This window comes from Psychrilyobacter sp. (assembly GCF_037132775.1).
Lineage (GTDB): Bacteria > Fusobacteriota > Fusobacteriia > Fusobacteriales > Fusobacteriaceae > Psychrilyobacter.
The window spans coordinates 1-15,003 of sequence record NZ_JBAHZY010000011.1 but is presented as its reverse complement, the minus strand read 5'-3'; the positions used below and the strand labels follow the sequence as shown (position 1 = coordinate 15,003).

Here is a 15,003-nt window from a genome sequence, read left to right as displayed (position 1 = left end):
ATATTCTCTAATTAGCTCTTTTCGTGCTAATTCATCAGGGGATAAATCTTTTCTTTTTTTTCTCATAAAAAAACCTCCAAATTAATGTAATTGTAGTTTACACTAATTTGGAGGTTTACACAAAATATGAGACAGACCCATTATCCCTTCTAGACATAGATTGCTTTATTTATTTTTGTTTTAATAAATTTTGGATTTTAAGGCTTTTTCCACCACCTCTATCTCCTTATATTCTTTTTTTACTTTTTTTATTTCCTGATAATTTTCGTGACCCTTTCCAGTTAGTAAAATTATATCACCACTTTGAGCTTGAGCAACCAACTTCCTTATGGCTTTAGTTCTATCCACTTCTATATCATAGGTACTGTACCTTGCATTTTTAAAACCAGCTGCCACCTCTAAAGCTATCTTCATGGGATCTTCATCTCTAGGAGAATTTGAACTTACCATGGTATAATCTGAATATTTTTCTGAAATTTCCGCCAGTCTAGGTCTCTTTTCTGCATACCTTTCACCGGTTCCAGAAATAAGGGTATATAACTTTTTATAGCTGCATTTTGTTAAAGTTTTGAGAACGCTTTCCAATGCATCTTCAGTGTGTGCATAATCAACAATAACTTTTATTCCTCTCTCTTCTATTCTTTGCATACGACCCTCTACAAAATCGAGTTTTTTTAATTTTTCAGGTAACTCTCTAATATCCTCTCCTAATTCTTTTACCATAGCTATTGCAGCTAGGATGTTTAAGAGGTTGTAGTCTCCTATCAATGAAGTTTTGAGTATTGAAATTCCCTCTAGGCCCTCTAGTTTTACCTTCATCCAATCGAGGTTCAGATCAGTTATTTCTCCTCTATAGTCGACTTTATGAAATCCATAGGTAACTGCATTCCTATATCTTTCTTTCAACCTTCTTCCATATCTGTCCTCTATGGAACTATTACTCCACCCTCTTTTACTTGCTTAAATAGCCTCTCCTTTACTAAGTAATATTCTTCCATGTTTTTGTGGCACTCTAGATGTTCCTTTGATAAGTTTGTAAAGATAGCTCCTGCGAATCGAAGGCCTTCTATTCTAAAGTTATCTATTCCTTGGGAAGAAACCTCTAAGATTAAATACTTTCCTCCCCTTTCTAAAGTTTCCTTTGCACACTTTATAATATCCAAACTTTCAGGGGTGGTATTCACGGGAGGATAGCTTTTCTTCCCTATTTTTATCCTATAGACCCTATAAATGTCGAATTTTCAAGAAATGTGTGGAGGAGATAAACTGTTGTAGTTTTTCCATTAGTTCCTGTTACTCCCAGTATTTTTAATTTTTTCTCAGGACTGTCATAAAAATTACTAGCTAGCCTTCCTAATATTTTTCTCGTATTTTTAACTCTGACTACATTTATTCCCGTATCTTTCACTTCTATTTTTTGGGAAACGACTATGAGTCTAGCACCCCTTTGAATCGCAGAGTTTATATATTTATGTCCATCATTGTTGTCACCTTCTAGTGCAATAAAAATATCTCCATTTTCAATTTTTCTAGAATCATATTCCATCTTGACATATTTCCCGGGATAGTTATTTTGAATAACTTCAATCTTTATTCCTGCAAAAATTTTATTTATCATTTCTATCATTCTCCTTTTTTTCTTTTGTCCTTCAAAAATTATTTTCATAAATATTACTTAAGCTACAGAGTCTTGAGATCTTTTTTTTCTTTAAGCAATAAAACTACTATCAAAATTCCTATAATTGCGCTTGCTATTGTAGGATAAAAAACATATATATAACTCCCAAAAAAATCTTTAATAATACCTGATGTGACACTTGAAACCACTGCCCCTACTCCATACGCTGTAAACAAGAAACCATAATTCCTTGCATAATTTCTCGTTCCAAAACTATTGGCTACAGCAGTAGGAGCAATTGCAAGCCAACCACCTAATATAAACCAGAACATTGAAAATGATATAATATAAAATATAACATTACCCTCACCTGCGTTTACATTATTGTCGAAGCTATAATAATAAGACCAAAAGAAATTATCGCAGTTTGTTTAAACTTGATTTTATCCGTAATCACACCAAATACAGGTCGCCCCAACCCATTAAATATAGCAAATAATGCAACAGAAAAAGCACTCATCGTTGGATTAAGGCCAACAATTTCCTGTGCAACAGGACTAGAAATTCCAATTGCCATAAGACCGGTAAATGTACCTATAGCGAAACATATCCATAAAATATAAAAATTTCTATTCTTTAGCACTTTCTTTAAAGGTAGATCTGAAGAATCGCTTTTATTTTTAGAAACATTTTCCTCTGTTTCCTCCTCTTCATTTGGAAACCTTAAAGGAAGTGCAAAAATTAATATTATTATCAAAAAAGCTGCACTTAAAATTCTAAAAGAAGAAACCACTCCAAAATGCTCAATTAGAAGTCTAGATATCGGTGCTGTTACAAAAGGAGATAACCCAAATCCAGAAAGTGTTAAACCTACAGCCATCCCTTTTTTATTTGGGAACCATCTTGCAGAGACAGCCATGGGAGCACCATAAACAATTCCTACACCTATACCCCCAATAACTCCATAAGTTATTGTGAGCATCTCAATGCTGTTTGCAAAACTAGATAAAAACCACCCCAATGAAACAATCATACCACCAAATAAAGTTATATTCCTTGGACCATATTTTTCAATGAAATTGCCTGCAATAGGCATTGATAGCGCGTAAAAAATTAAAAATGTCATATATGGCAGGGAACTCTCCGTAGAACTTATATTTAAAAGTTCTTCCAAAGGTTTTCTGAAAATACTCCAGGAATATACTGATCCCAAACACATATAAATAATTACCCCTAAAAAAATAAAAATTGTTCTTTGTTTAACTTTCAATATCATACTTTAACTCCTTTTTTTTTCAAAAAAAGACCAAAAGAGCCCCCTTTGTTTAAAGAGAGCTCTTCTGCCATTTTAAGAAATATTTTTTTTATTAATTTAAGCAGCCTAAGCTGCTTTATCGTCTGTAACTTCATTTTTATACCTCTTCTAATTCTTTAAAAAGTGTCATTGCTTTTTCTTTTGCAACAGTTAAAACATCTATTCCTTCATCGGTAATAAAATAATAATTTCTATTTTTACCATTTATTAATCTCACTTCTTTATTTAACAGAGTTTCCTTTTCCATTTTAGTTAAAAGTGGATAGATAGTACCAGGACTAATTTGATATCCATAGTTTTTTAATTCTTCGATCATCCAAAGTCCAAAAAAAGGTTCTTTTTTTGCTTGAATTAATATATGTATCTGCATAAATCCTAGTAAAAGTTTCCTTGGAATTTTATTTTTCACCTAATCACCCCGTTGTTATCAGAAATCGATATTGATATTTGATAACAGCATAGAAAATGATCTTAGTCAAAAGAAACGTTTGAAAAAGGCAGGAAAAAACAATTTTTTTCCTAAACTATAATAAAAGATCTTTTTTTAAGGGGGCTGGTTATGAAAAAAATATATAAAATAATTCTGGTATCTCTAGGTGTACTTATATTTCTTTTGATAGCAGGTACAAACCTGGTTTTAAAGGGAATTGTCACCTCATCCCTAGAAAAAACTTTAAATAAAAGAGTAAGTATGGGGAGCCTCTGGCTGAATCCTTTCACAAGGACCCTTTCCTCCCATAATCTGACTATATGGAATGGAGAAAAAGAACCACTGCTGTCTCTCAAATCCATAAAGATAGATACCGACCCTCTTAAACTTTTTGGAAGAAAACTCTCCATAAGGGAGGTTCGTCTCATCGAACCCACTCTGAACTTTATTTATTTGGGAAATAACTCGGAAGTAAATAAAGAAGCCTCTCCACAGATAGGAGAAGTAGATCCAGATGCACCTTCACAGTGGTTCATAAGAGAGGTGGAAATTAAGAAAATTACTGTAGAAAGGCTAACTTTCATAAGCCCCAATGAAATACTGAAGTCAATGGATACAATAACTCTCAAGGTCCCTGACTTCACCTATGAAAACAATGAGCTGGATCTTTCTGCAAGTCTGAATATTTTAGGGAGTGGTCTCGTTGATATAAAAACTAAAGTCAATACAAAAACCGGTGCAGTGGATACCTCTTTGGTTTCACAGGGATTTCACTTCAACAATCCCTTCTTCTCCAGCGAAGAAGATGCTCACCAGCTGTCTGGAAATCTCAGAGGAAGTATCTTTATCCAGGGAAACTACCTTAAAAAAAAGTTTCAAATAAGAGGAAATGTCACGGGCTTAAAGGTTCTTGCGGAGAACAAAAAAGGAAACCAGCTCCTGAACTCTGAATGTATATCTATTGACCTGGAGAGTCTGACCTTTCCTGAAATATCCTTAAACCTTAAAAAACTGGAAATAGAGGACACCCAGAGCAACCTTTCTATTTTTCAAAAAGAAAAGGAGGTTCCTGCATCTGGGAAAAAACAGCAAGTTAAACCCCTCCCTGCAGAGGAGAATGGCTCTCTCCTAAAGGATCTAATCATCGGTGAGATTACAGTTAAAAGATCATCCCTTACCTACGGCGACCTAGTATTTACCGATATAGATTTAAGCCTCAAGAATCTGAGGAATGTTCCCGGAAATAAGGCATCTGCTCTTGCATCCTTTACCCTTAACGACTCCATAGATTTTTCATCTCAATCTCTTGTTGAGATTCTGGATTATTCCATGGAGTTTAACCCTTTAAAATCCCTTATTCTTAAGGGGAGTTTTATATTAGATACTCCATCTTTGGAACTTCCTGACTCCATAAAAAGAGGCTACCATATGAGGCTGAAATCAAAAGAGTTAACCTGAAGGGTGATTATTCCTTTAGCTATCCCAATATCATCTTAAAATCAGATATATTTACTGAAGAGCTGAAACTCATGGGAAAGGAGGACCAGCTTCACAATATCCTGCTTAAGTCCCTTTATGGTAACTGCTCTCTTAGCTACAATCTAGATGACAGCTCCTACTCCCTGTCTGGCCCGCTAGATCTCAAGGGGTTTAATATCAAAAATAAAAAAATCAGAATTTTTTTACCGGAGACCTCTCTGTTGAACTCGGCGGTTTGAATAAGGAGATGATCACTCTGGATTCAGTGACAGTCAGCAACTTTCTTTTAGATTTAAATACCAAGATTGGTCCTGAAAAATCGAAAAACTCCTATCCAGAGGGAATAGTTTCCGGAGATAGCAGGTTACCTTCTAAGGAAGAGGAAATTGAAGTTATAATAGATAATCTCAAGCTAAGAAAGGGACGGGTACTTGCAAAAGATCTCTCTTTTGCAAATATCTATCTAGATGGAAAGAATATTTCCAATAAAAAAATTAATTCGGATTTTGTCCTAGGTACCCTTATAAATGGTTCCACCTCCTTAAAGGGGGATCTAAATGTAAAAGTAAATGATATGGATAGTTTTTCAGACCTCAGGACCAAAGGAAATATATCGATTTCAAATTTAGATCTCAAGATGCTAACCTCCTATATAAAGGATTTCCCCTATGAAATGAAAGGAATTGTCAATTATTCATCCTTTCTGGATTATTCAAAGAATAATCTAAGCTCTAAGGGAACCTTTTTAGGATTTGACCTCTACATAAAAAAAACCAAATCTATGGAAATTTCCGTGGGAAATATCCGATCCAAGCTAGACTTCAACTTAAAAAAAGAGGGGATTAGTCTTTCAGACAGCAGCTTCTCTCTCTCAAGCCTCAAAGGAGATATTAAGGGTAAAACCAAGTTTCAGTTGGCCAAGGGTGATATAGTTGTGAAGGAGTACTCTCCTAAAATAATAAATTTCAGTTCCATATCTCCCTTACATCTCCTCTGATCGATCTTAGGAGATCCCCTAAAGGAGCCGTCGGAACCACCGACTCCAATGAGCAAAAGAAGGAAAAATCCCTTCCCATAATATCGGCTTCCAAAATCAAGGTTAAAAATGGGAAAGTTATCTACAGGGAACTCAAAAAAACATCGGTCTATGAAAATATAGGATTTTCAGCTGCAAACTTTACCACCCAAAAAAATAAAAGATCCTCTATAGATACAGGTTTGTCCCTTGCAGGCATCAAAAAGGTAGAACTCAAGGGAAAGCTAACTCTGATGGAAGACTGGGATTTTTCTCCCCAGACGATCACCTTCAGCGGAACCTTTAATGTGACAAAATTCAATATTCCTACCTTCAACAATATCCTCGAAAAGAGCCTCCCCAACGAGTTTGACGGAGGACTTCTATCGTCCAGGGGAAGGGTTGATCTGAGAGCCGGTCAACTGAATTCGGAGCACGACATAACCATCTCAAAAGTGGACTTGGGTAAAACTACCGGTTATTCTAGGGAGATTCCTCTGGGATCTATAATAAAGGTTCTTTCCGATAAATACGGGAATATCCGTATCACCCTTCCTGTCACGGGTGGATCTCACCAATCCAAAGTTGAATGTCACCTCTGTTATAACCAGCAGCCTTATGAGTGGCCTGGTAAAGGCGGCTAAATCTCCTCAGACCATCATCTCCAAGATCCTTACCTTGGGGAATAACGAGATCAAGACCATTTACTTTCAGTATCTTTCGAGAAAACTGAATAAATCCGAAACAGATAAACTCAATGAAATTCTAAATATACTTATAGAAAATTCAAAATCCAAGGTGGCCTTTACCCTATACACCAATCAAAATGCAGAAAGGAGTCTTCTCACCACCAAATTCATCACTGGGATCCTCACAGGTGAGAGGATAGATTCGGTAAGGGCTCTGCAAAACCTCATGGAGGAAAGAAGAAAATATATTCTAGATTTCTTCTCGGATAAAATATCTTCCGAAAGGATAGAAGTAGAGGTTTCTCAGGACAGCAAATACCTGCCTCAAGCTGAGGTGAAATTTAAAGAATAAAAAAGATTATTATAATACTTGGATTGTCTAAGGCTAAAAATAGCTAGAAAAAGTGGAAGAACTTTAAAGTCCTTCCACTTTTTCTAAAATTCTTCTGTTTTTAAAAGCTCCCATATTATGAAAGAGAAAATTAATTTCCAGTTTCCTGACGGGACCCCTAATAGGTTAATAAAAAAATCTCCTTAGTTTATATAGATTATACTCTATCAACTAAGAAGGTTTAAAATTAATTTACACTATATTTGGGAGACTTCCGAAAATATGAAGGTTCTATATTTAAAAAGGTATTGAGTTTATATAAGTTTGCAGTCAATAAATTTAATTAATTGTCTTTATATATTTATATGTTCGTAATTCTCTGATTAGATGCTTAATATTAATATATTTAGGAATATTTAAAATATATTGTTTTTTTATGAGAATTTCATTATCTAAAATTTCTCTCTGTATAATCGTAGTAGAAGAAACTTTTATAGATCTTGTTAAAAAAGCATTCTTTAACTCTTCTAAAAGAGTATCATTTTCATAATATTCAATTGATATTTTTTTTATTATTCGTCTATCTAAAGTAGATACTTCAATTTTTTTTATAAATATTAAAACAATTAATGTTGCTATAAAAGTCGTGTAAGCTATTTCAAAATGTCCACTTCCTAATGATATTCCAATTGCAGCTACTACCCAAAGTGTAGCTGCTGTTGTAATTCCTTTTACCGATTCTTTTGTTTGAAGAATAACTCCTCCACCTAAAAAACCGATTCCACTTATCACTTGAGCAGTTAATCGACCTACATCTACCTTAAGAGCTTGAGCTAAGTTTGGATTTTCATTAATTAGATTTATAGATGTCATCATTAGTGCTTGTTGTTCTATTGCAATAAGGGTAGAACCTAGGCAGACTAATATATTCGTTACTAAACCTGCTGGTTTTCCTCTTTTTTTTCTTTCTATCCCAATTGCACCACCAATTATAATAGCACTTATTAACTTTAGTAATAAAAGTTCCATTTTTTCTCCTTTTTATTATTATTTCTTAAACCAAACAAAATTCTATTGAAGAATACTTTCCACAACTTCTCTCAGTTCTGTTTTCTCACAAGTTGAGTCATGAAGTATCTCTCGATCTGCTAATCTTTTTATTGAATTAGGTACAGTTAATCCTGTTTTCTCTGATAATATGTCAATAAGTTCAAAATCATTATACGACCCTAAAGGCACTCCGATTCCTTCAGCAACACTACGTGTAAATTTATATGGACTTGCTGTCGAAGCAATTAGTGTATGGGTTTTATCACCTGTTAATTTAACATAGTCTTTATACACACAATATGCTACAGCTGTATGTGGGTCAACAACATATCCATATTTTATATATAATGCTTCAATAGTTTCTATGGTTGCGGTATCAGCAGCATACCCTCCATAAAAATCACTCATATTTGCTTTCATAGAACCTGTTATTTCGTATTTACCATTTGACTTTAAAGATTTCATAAGTTCATCTATCATTTTAGGATCTTTACCACTAATTTCATATAAAAACCGTTCAAGATTACTTGAAATTAAAATGTCCATAGATGGTGATATCGTTATATTAAAAGGTCTGTCCAAATCATATACATCAGTTTTAATAAAATCTGTTAATACATTATTCTCATTGGATGCACAAATGAATTTATTAACGGGAAGCCCGATATTTTTAGCATAATACGCAGCTAGTATATTTCCAAAGTTACCCGTTGGAACTACTACATTAATAGGATCCCCAATTTTTATAATATTTTGGTTTACAAGATTATAGTAAGAGCTAATATAATATATAATTTGAGGTACGAGTCTACCTATATTAATTGAATTAGCCGATGAAAATATATACCCTTTAGATTTAAGTACTTTTTTTAATTGATCATTCATAAAGAGGTCTTTCACACCACTTTGAGCATCATCAAAGTTTCCAGAAATACCATACACATGAGTATTAGCACCTATTTGCGTTGTCATTTGACGTTTTTGTACATCACTTACCCCATCTGTTGGATAAAAAACAATAATTTCTGTCCCTTCAATATCTGCAAAACCTTCTAGAGCTGCTTTACCAGTATCTCCAGAAGTAGCAGCCAGAATAACTATTTTTTCTTTAGTTTCTAGTTTTTTTGCAGCAGTCTTCATTAAATATGGTAGTATAGATAAGGCCATATCCTTAAAAGCCAAGGTTTTTCCATGATATAGTTCAATAAAACTAAACTCTTCATATACTTTCAAAGGAGCAATTTTAGAGTTTTCAAATTTTTCATCATAAGCACCATAGACACAAGTATTAATTTCTTCTTCAGTAAAATCTTGAGCAAATAGAGACAATACTTTTTTAGCAATCTCTTGATAAGATAAATTCAAGTTCTCTTTATTAAAAATGTCAAACTTCGGAAACTTAGATGGAACATATAGCCCTCCATCAGGTGCAATACCTCTTACTACCGCTTCTGAAAACGTTAGCTTCTCTTCATTTGAACGCGTACTACTGTAATATAATTTTGACATTTTATATCCTCCATATAATTTGTTAATTTTTATATATATACTTCCTTTAAATCAATAGATCTAATTATACGTTAAAATATCCATGATCTTTTAACCAGTCAATAGATTCTTCTAAATCATGATTTTCTATTGCCCATATAGCATTAGGAGAATATTTTTCTAATGCTTCAAATATTTCAATTAAAGGTAAATTTCCTTGTCCTAACCCATGATGGTCGTCAGCAGTACCCATATTATCATGGATATGAACATAACCAATATGTTTATTAAGTCTTTTTATCCACTCAACAACAGATAAATCTGAACTGTAATTAACATGTCCAATATCTAGATTAATATCTAAATTTTCTTGATCGACTCCTTCTATAAGCTGAAGCATTAATTCAGGGTCAGGTTCAAGAAAGTTTTCGACATGAATTTTAACACTCTTATCCTTATCTTTTAAAAAATCTTTCCAAAATTGAATATTTCTGTCTAACCATTCATTTTTTGATTTCTTATAAGTAAATACGCCAGCAGGATAACCACCATGATGTAAAATTATATGTTTAGCTTTTATTTTATTAGCACAAGCATATGCATCCTCAAACCGTATTTTTGTTGCTTCTCTAATTAAACTGTCAAAACTTCCGGGACACATATCCCAAAATGGCCCGTGAATAGCACGAATAGAAATATCTTTTAGAGCATTTAAATGTTCTTCTATACCATTAGAATTAATATTTAAATAGTTTGGATCCCAAAATGCTTGAGCTTCTATTCCTAAATTGTGCTTGTTACATAATAAAGCAGTTTGTTCAAGGTTTCTAGAATCACATAATAATAAACTTTTCATAATTATCCTCCATAGTTAACTTATTTTTTCTCTCTCTAAAATGATAATATGTTTTTGATTCATAGAAACCTCCTTTGATGTTTGTTCGCACATACATTATCCCAGGAAAGTTTCTATGGATCTTTTTTTGTTCCATTTAATTATACAATGTAAGTAGAATAAAACTATTTCTCTATTTATGCAGACTCAACTGTAATAACAGGTGGCTCAATATATAATTTAGCATGCTCTTCTTTCGTGATACGATTTCCTTTTCTATCCACATAGAAAATAGCGATACCAGTAGCCGCAAATATCAAAGTAAAGATAGGTGTTAAATAAGTCAAAAATAGATAAGGCGCATATTGTAAAATAGAAACACCTAATACACCACTAAAATAAACACCATTAACCCAAGGTACGAGAGCACCACCCAGAGTGGCACAATCTTCCATTGTACGCGAGCAAACTTCAGGAGCAATACCCTTTTCCTTATATAAAGGTGATAACATCTCACCGGTGATAACATGAGCTGCATTTCCACTACAAGTTAATATATTGGATGTATAACTTGTAATCATAGTAGTAACAATTAGCTTAAAAACAGTATTGACTTTCTTTGTAAACCCACCCATTAATGCATCGATAACACCAATTGATTCGAGCATACCACTCATTACTATTGAATAGAGGATCATAAAGAAAGTAGTGGCCATACTAATTAAACCACCACGATTAAATAATTTATCAACTAAACTGTTCCCACTACTAATAGAGAAACCTTTAACCATAACATCAAGAACGTTAATAAAATTTACTCCTTGGAAAACTACGGCAATAATTAGACCGGAAATAGCTCCCATGAAAATAGCAGGAAGGGTATCAACTCTTAAAACTAATAGGACTATAACACTAATCACAGGAAATAGAGCTATAATAGATATATTAAAATTAGCTTGTATAACATTAATAATAGTATTTATTGATTCAGAGCTATATCCGCTTATATCTGTTTTTAGACCTAATACCACAAAAATGATTATGGTAATAAGATACGCAGGAATCATAGTCCACAACATACTTTTGATATGTCCGAATAAAGTTCCTCCAGTCACTGCAGGACAAACATTAGTTGTATCAGATAGCGGGGACATCTTGTCTCCAAATAATGCACCACATATTACAGCTCCAGCAGTCATACCAGGATCTAAACCCATTGCTGAACCAATACCCATCATTGCAATTCCTACAGATGCAGCAGAACCATAAGAAGTTCCGGTTGCCATAGACATAATAGATGTAAGTATTAATGTAGTTGGTAAAAAGAATTGTGGATTTATAATTTGTAGACCATAATACATAAGAGCCGGTATCGTACCACTAACAATCCAAGCACCTACAAGAATTCCTACAGATGACACAATCATAAGTGTACCCATTATTTTTCGTAAATTATTAAATGCATCATTTTCAGCTTTTTTATAATCAAACTTAAATACTATCATAAAAACATAAAGAACTGGCCAAATGATGAAAAGAGGGATAACAAGACTTGCTCCCTGTGTCATAGGAATGATCATCATCAAGAGAACAACGGTAACAATAGCTATAGATTGCCATAAATTTGCTTTTTTTGTCTTTTCCATAAATAATTTCACTCCTTTTATATACGCTTATAATTATAAATAACTGATATTTCGTGGTTATTAAATTATTACTACATTTTGGATTTGATACTACTTGATACAAATTTTGACTATAGGTTCAATTTATTTTCAACATGATTTAACGCCTGATCTAAGTCTTGGATAATTTCTTCCACCTCTTCAATACCTATTGATAATCTGACTTGTCCGTCTGCAATTCCAACTGCTTCACGGTCCTCTTTGCTCATTGATGCATGGCTCATTGATGCTGAATGTTGAATAAGTGAATCAACATTACCTAAAGAAGTTGCTAAACTGAATAGTTTTACGCTATCCATTAATATTTTCCCTGCTTCAAATCCACCACGAACGTTAAAGCTCATCATACCTCCAAAGTCTTTCATTTGTTTTTTTGCAAGCTCATGACCTGGATGAGATTTTAGCCCAGGATATAATACTTTTTCAACCATGTGGTGGTTATCTAAAAACTCTGCTACTTTTCTAGCATTTGAACAGTGTACATCCATTCTTATACCTAAAGTTTGAATCCCCTTAGAAAGTGATGCTGCATCTGTAGGTGACATAATCCCACCCATCCATTTCATGAAATCAGCATCCATTTTGTGCACTAATTTTTTGCTGCCTACAATCGCTCCTCCTACTAAATCTCCATGTCCATTTAAGTATTTAGTTGTTGAATGTAATACAATATCTGCCCCTAATGAAAGCGGTTGTTGTAGATATGGAGTTGCAAATGTGTTGTCAACATATAGTAAAGCTCCACCATCATGTGCTATTTCAGCTGCTTTTTTAATATCTGTAATTGCTAAAGTTGGATTGCATGGTGATTCGACATAAACAATTTTTGTATTTGGTTTCATTGCTTTTCTAATGTTTTCAACATTATTTCCTATTGTTGAAATTGTAGTTGCTTCAATACCAAAACGAGGAAGAATGTTTTTAATAAAACCAAAAGTTCCTCCATAAACAGTATCAGCAGCAACTATGTGATCACCAGCACTTAAAACTGCAAGTAATGCTGTAGTTATAGCCCCCATTCCTGATGCCGCCATTAAACAGGCTTCTGCATTTTCCAATGCAGCTATCTTTCGTTGTACAGCATGTACCGTTGGGTTTCCATATCTTGTATATGCATAGTATTTTCCCTCTGTATCTCCATAACCTGCAGCAATTGCTTCCTCAACATTTTTCATTACAAATGTCGAGGTACGGTAAATTGGTGCAACATGTGAGCCTGTTGTTGGATCTGGTTCACTTCCTGCATGGATTGCTCTTGTTTTAAATGATAATTTTTTTGTGTCCATTATAAAATCCTCCCTTTAAAATATTTTAAATTTAGATTCTCGTGTTATTTTTTCAACAATATACTACATACATTTCATATATCTACTCTTTTTATATATCTTTTTTGTGAATAAGTAAAATTCATAATATTAACATTATAAATGAATAATATTCACTTATAATGTATTCGATGAACATATAGAACAAGCTCATCCCGGTTTGACCCCCTAATTCTGGTTCTGTTGCAACAATTATTCTAACCCTAAGATTTCCTGATTTAGTTTGTTTTTAAGCTTTAGTCCCAAATAAGTTATTTATAAATTTACATTTAAAAACAGCAAGTCGGTAGATTAAACCGACTTGCTGTTTTCTTAATATATTCATAATTTCTATTTTAGATATAACATGCTTGGCAGAATTGAAGTTTTAAAATCCTAAGATGGATTTCACTTTCTTTCTAATAAAGCGATAATCTTGCTTTACTATATTATTAACTAGACTTGTGCAGCTCATTGTGTATATTTCTAACACAACATTTCACAGGTTCATAAGGTTATTGCTTTTTATGTATGAAAGAATATGATCGAACATTTTTAAAGTTGCTGGAGATAGCAATTCTGTTTTGTACGTGATCAGACCGATCGTCCGAAACTCATTTGGTTTTATGGGGTAGACATTGACATTGCAACGTACTTTATTTAGAATCAATTCGGGAACAAGACTTATACCAAGGCCATTCTCTACCATTGCGAGGATAGATTGGTCATTATCTATTAAAAATTGAGAACGGATGGATAAATTATGTTTTTTAATAAATAAAACGGTATCCGCACTATAACCTTCCCGCTGCAAAATAAAGGAATGATTTTTGAGATCATCAATAGTGACATATGTGGAATGTATGGGTTTGAAATCTCTCGGTGTAACGCACAGGATACGATCTTTATAAAGAGGCGTTGCTATGAGTTTTTCCTTAATTGGCAAGGAAGCGAAGCCAATATCTACAATACCATTTTTTGTCCAGAAAATGACATCTTCATAATCCCCTTGCATAATATTAATATTGATGTTGGGATAAAGAATTTCAAAAGATTTTACAATATCAGGAATCCAGTTGGTACAGACACTGCTAAAGGTACCAATTACTACGGTTCCTTTTCCCAGCCCGTTAATTTGCGTTGCTTCTTGTTGTAACTGTTCTTCACAGTTTAGAATTGTACGGACATGTATAAGCAGAGCTTCTCCTTCGCTCGTTAGTTTTACGCCAGTTCTACTCCTTATGAAGAGTGAAAAGCCCAGCTTGCTTTCCAGTGAGGCTATAGAATGACTAACCGCCGATGGAGTTAAATACATGTTTTCTGCTGCTCGCAAAAAGCTTTGCTGTTTTGCAACAGCATCAAAAATTTGATATGAAAATAATGACATAGATAGTCCTCCAGATAAGCGAATATAACTCATTTAAATAATAGAATAATGAATTTAGTTAGATAATTTAATATACAGTTAACCAATCGGATAGTCAAGACAAGTTTCAACTATATTGACATAAGACCAGAAATATTAATTAAATCTTAGTATCAAAAGGAACTCTAAGAGTTTAACAGTAGAATGTATAGGAGGTGAGATTTATCACTAATATATTAAAAATTTTTACCGTATTGTATAATGGTCGTATAAATTCATACAAAGAGTGTTTAACCTTAAGCAAAAAAATAGGGTATAATTTAAGAAAACAATATGGGGGATTTTGATTATGAATACACGAAAAACTTACTCTTCTAAGTTTAAATTTAAGATTGTTT

General features: G+C 33.4%; 16 protein-coding genes. 4 read left to right on the top strand and 12 right to left on the bottom strand.

The window, feature by feature from the left end:
* Positions 1 to 180: 180 nt before the first annotated feature.
* The 6 genes from V5784_RS00710 to V5784_RS00685 all read right to left on the bottom strand — a co-directional run bounded on the left by V5784_RS00710 (position 181) and on the right by V5784_RS00685 (position 3,342).
* Positions 181 to 906, bottom strand: coding sequence for a cyanophycin synthetase (locus V5784_RS00710; RefSeq protein WP_336887130.1), 726 nt, complete (start codon positions 904 to 906; stop codon positions 181 to 183).
* Between the two features lie 20 nt (positions 907 to 926).
* Entirely contained in the window at positions 927 to 1,208 is a 282-nt protein-coding gene (locus V5784_RS00705; protein WP_336887132.1) for a Mur ligase family protein, read from the bottom strand.
* A gap of 2 nt (positions 1,209 to 1,210) precedes the next feature.
* Positions 1,211 to 1,618, bottom strand: coding sequence for a Mur ligase domain-containing protein (locus V5784_RS00700; RefSeq protein WP_336887129.1), 408 nt, complete (start codon positions 1,616 to 1,618; stop codon positions 1,211 to 1,213).
* A gap of 62 nt (positions 1,619 to 1,680) precedes the next feature.
* Entirely contained in the window at positions 1,681 to 1,950 is a 270-nt protein-coding gene (locus tag V5784_RS00695; protein WP_336887128.1) for a hypothetical protein, read from the bottom strand.
* 44 nt (positions 1,951 to 1,994) lie between these two features.
* Positions 1,995 to 2,894 carry an OFA family MFS transporter gene (locus V5784_RS00690; RefSeq protein ID WP_336887127.1) on the bottom strand — a complete coding sequence of 300 codons (900 nt, stop codon included), beginning with the start codon at positions 2,892 to 2,894 and terminating at the stop codon, positions 1,995 to 1,997.
* A 136-nt stretch (positions 2,895 to 3,030) separates the two neighbouring features.
* Complete coding sequence (locus V5784_RS00685) at positions 3,031 to 3,342, bottom strand: PadR family transcriptional regulator (RefSeq protein ID WP_336887126.1); 312 nt, start codon at positions 3,340 to 3,342, stop codon at positions 3,031 to 3,033.
* Between the two features lie 150 nt (positions 3,343 to 3,492).
* On the opposite strand from V5784_RS00685, the gene V5784_RS00680 reads away from it, so the two are divergent.
* From V5784_RS00680 to V5784_RS00665, 4 genes are all read left to right on the top strand, one after another.
* A complete protein-coding gene (locus tag V5784_RS00680; RefSeq protein WP_336887125.1) occupies positions 3,493 to 4,821 on the top strand; it encodes a hypothetical protein in 1,329 nt (442 codons plus the stop codon).
* 256 nt (positions 4,822 to 5,077) lie between these two features.
* A complete protein-coding gene (locus tag V5784_RS00675; protein WP_336887124.1) occupies positions 5,078 to 5,839 on the top strand; it encodes a hypothetical protein in 762 nt (253 codons plus the stop codon).
* Positions 5,818 to 6,501, top strand: coding sequence for a DUF748 domain-containing protein (locus V5784_RS00670; protein WP_336887131.1), 684 nt, complete (start codon positions 5,818 to 5,820; stop codon positions 6,499 to 6,501). The genes V5784_RS00675 and V5784_RS00670 overlap by 22 nt, the downstream gene beginning before the upstream one ends.
* Positions 6,476 to 6,898: a hypothetical protein gene (locus V5784_RS00665; RefSeq protein WP_336887123.1), complete on the top strand. Its 423-nt coding sequence runs from the start codon at positions 6,476 to 6,478 to the stop codon at positions 6,896 to 6,898. The genes V5784_RS00670 and V5784_RS00665 overlap by 26 nt, the downstream gene beginning before the upstream one ends.
* A 318-nt stretch (positions 6,899 to 7,216) precedes the next feature.
* On the opposite strand, the gene V5784_RS00660 is transcribed toward V5784_RS00665, so the two are convergent.
* From V5784_RS00660 to V5784_RS00635, 6 genes are all read right to left on the bottom strand, one after another.
* Positions 7,217 to 7,906 (bottom strand): MgtC/SapB family protein, encoded by a 690-nt coding sequence (locus V5784_RS00660; protein ID WP_336887122.1) that lies wholly within the window; start codon positions 7,904 to 7,906, stop codon positions 7,217 to 7,219.
* Between the two features lie 42 nt (positions 7,907 to 7,948).
* Positions 7,949 to 9,436, bottom strand: coding sequence for a threonine synthase (gene thrC / locus V5784_RS00655; protein WP_336887121.1), 1,488 nt, complete (start codon positions 9,434 to 9,436; stop codon positions 7,949 to 7,951).
* 64 nt (positions 9,437 to 9,500) lie between these two features.
* Complete coding sequence (locus V5784_RS00650) at positions 9,501 to 10,271, bottom strand: sugar phosphate isomerase/epimerase (RefSeq protein ID WP_336887120.1); 771 nt, start codon at positions 10,269 to 10,271, stop codon at positions 9,501 to 9,503.
* A 176-nt stretch (positions 10,272 to 10,447) separates the two neighbouring features.
* Positions 10,448 to 11,896, bottom strand: coding sequence for a Na+/H+ antiporter NhaC (nhaC, locus tag V5784_RS00645; RefSeq protein WP_336887119.1), 1,449 nt, complete (start codon positions 11,894 to 11,896; stop codon positions 10,448 to 10,450).
* Positions 11,897 to 12,006: 110 nt separating this feature from the next.
* Positions 12,007 to 13,221 (bottom strand): PLP-dependent aspartate aminotransferase family protein, encoded by a 1,215-nt coding sequence (locus V5784_RS00640; protein WP_336887118.1) that lies wholly within the window; start codon positions 13,219 to 13,221, stop codon positions 12,007 to 12,009.
* 517 nt (positions 13,222 to 13,738) lie between these two features.
* Complete coding sequence (locus V5784_RS00635) at positions 13,739 to 14,626, bottom strand: LysR family transcriptional regulator (RefSeq protein WP_336887117.1); 888 nt, start codon at positions 14,624 to 14,626, stop codon at positions 13,739 to 13,741.
* Positions 14,627 to 15,003: the final 377 nt, after the last annotated feature.

Excerpts from the sequence above, each read along its gene's own strand:
- V5784_RS00700 (WP_336887129.1), bottom strand. The coding sequence starts at position 1,618 with ATGATAAATAAAATTTTTGCAGGAATAAAGATTGAAGTTATTCAAAAT.
- V5784_RS00695 (WP_336887128.1), bottom strand. The coding sequence starts at position 1,950 with ATGTTCTGGTTTATATTAGGTGGTTGGCTTGCAATTGCTCCTACTGCT.
- V5784_RS00690 (WP_336887127.1), bottom strand. The coding sequence starts at position 2,894 with ATGATATTGAAAGTTAAACAAAGAACAATTTTTATTTTTTTAGGGGTA.
- V5784_RS00680 (WP_336887125.1), top strand. The coding sequence starts at position 3,493 with ATGAAAAAAATATATAAAATAATTCTGGTATCTCTAGGTGTACTTATA.
- V5784_RS00665 (WP_336887123.1), top strand. The coding sequence starts at position 6,476 with ATGAGTGGCCTGGTAAAGGCGGCTAAATCTCCTCAGACCATCATCTCC.
- V5784_RS00660 (WP_336887122.1), bottom strand. The coding sequence starts at position 7,906 with ATGGAACTTTTATTACTAAAGTTAATAAGTGCTATTATAATTGGTGGT.
- thrC (WP_336887121.1), bottom strand. The coding sequence starts at position 9,436 with ATGTCAAAATTATATTACAGTAGTACGCGTTCAAATGAAGAGAAGCTA.
- V5784_RS00650 (WP_336887120.1), bottom strand. The coding sequence starts at position 10,271 with ATGAAAAGTTTATTATTATGTGATTCTAGAAACCTTGAACAAACTGCT.
- nhaC (WP_336887119.1), bottom strand. The coding sequence starts at position 11,896 with ATGGAAAAGACAAAAAAAGCAAATTTATGGCAATCTATAGCTATTGTT.
- V5784_RS00640 (WP_336887118.1), bottom strand. The coding sequence starts at position 13,221 with ATGGACACAAAAAAATTATCATTTAAAACAAGAGCAATCCATGCAGGA.
- V5784_RS00635 (WP_336887117.1), bottom strand. The coding sequence starts at position 14,626 with ATGTCATTATTTTCATATCAAATTTTTGATGCTGTTGCAAAACAGCAA.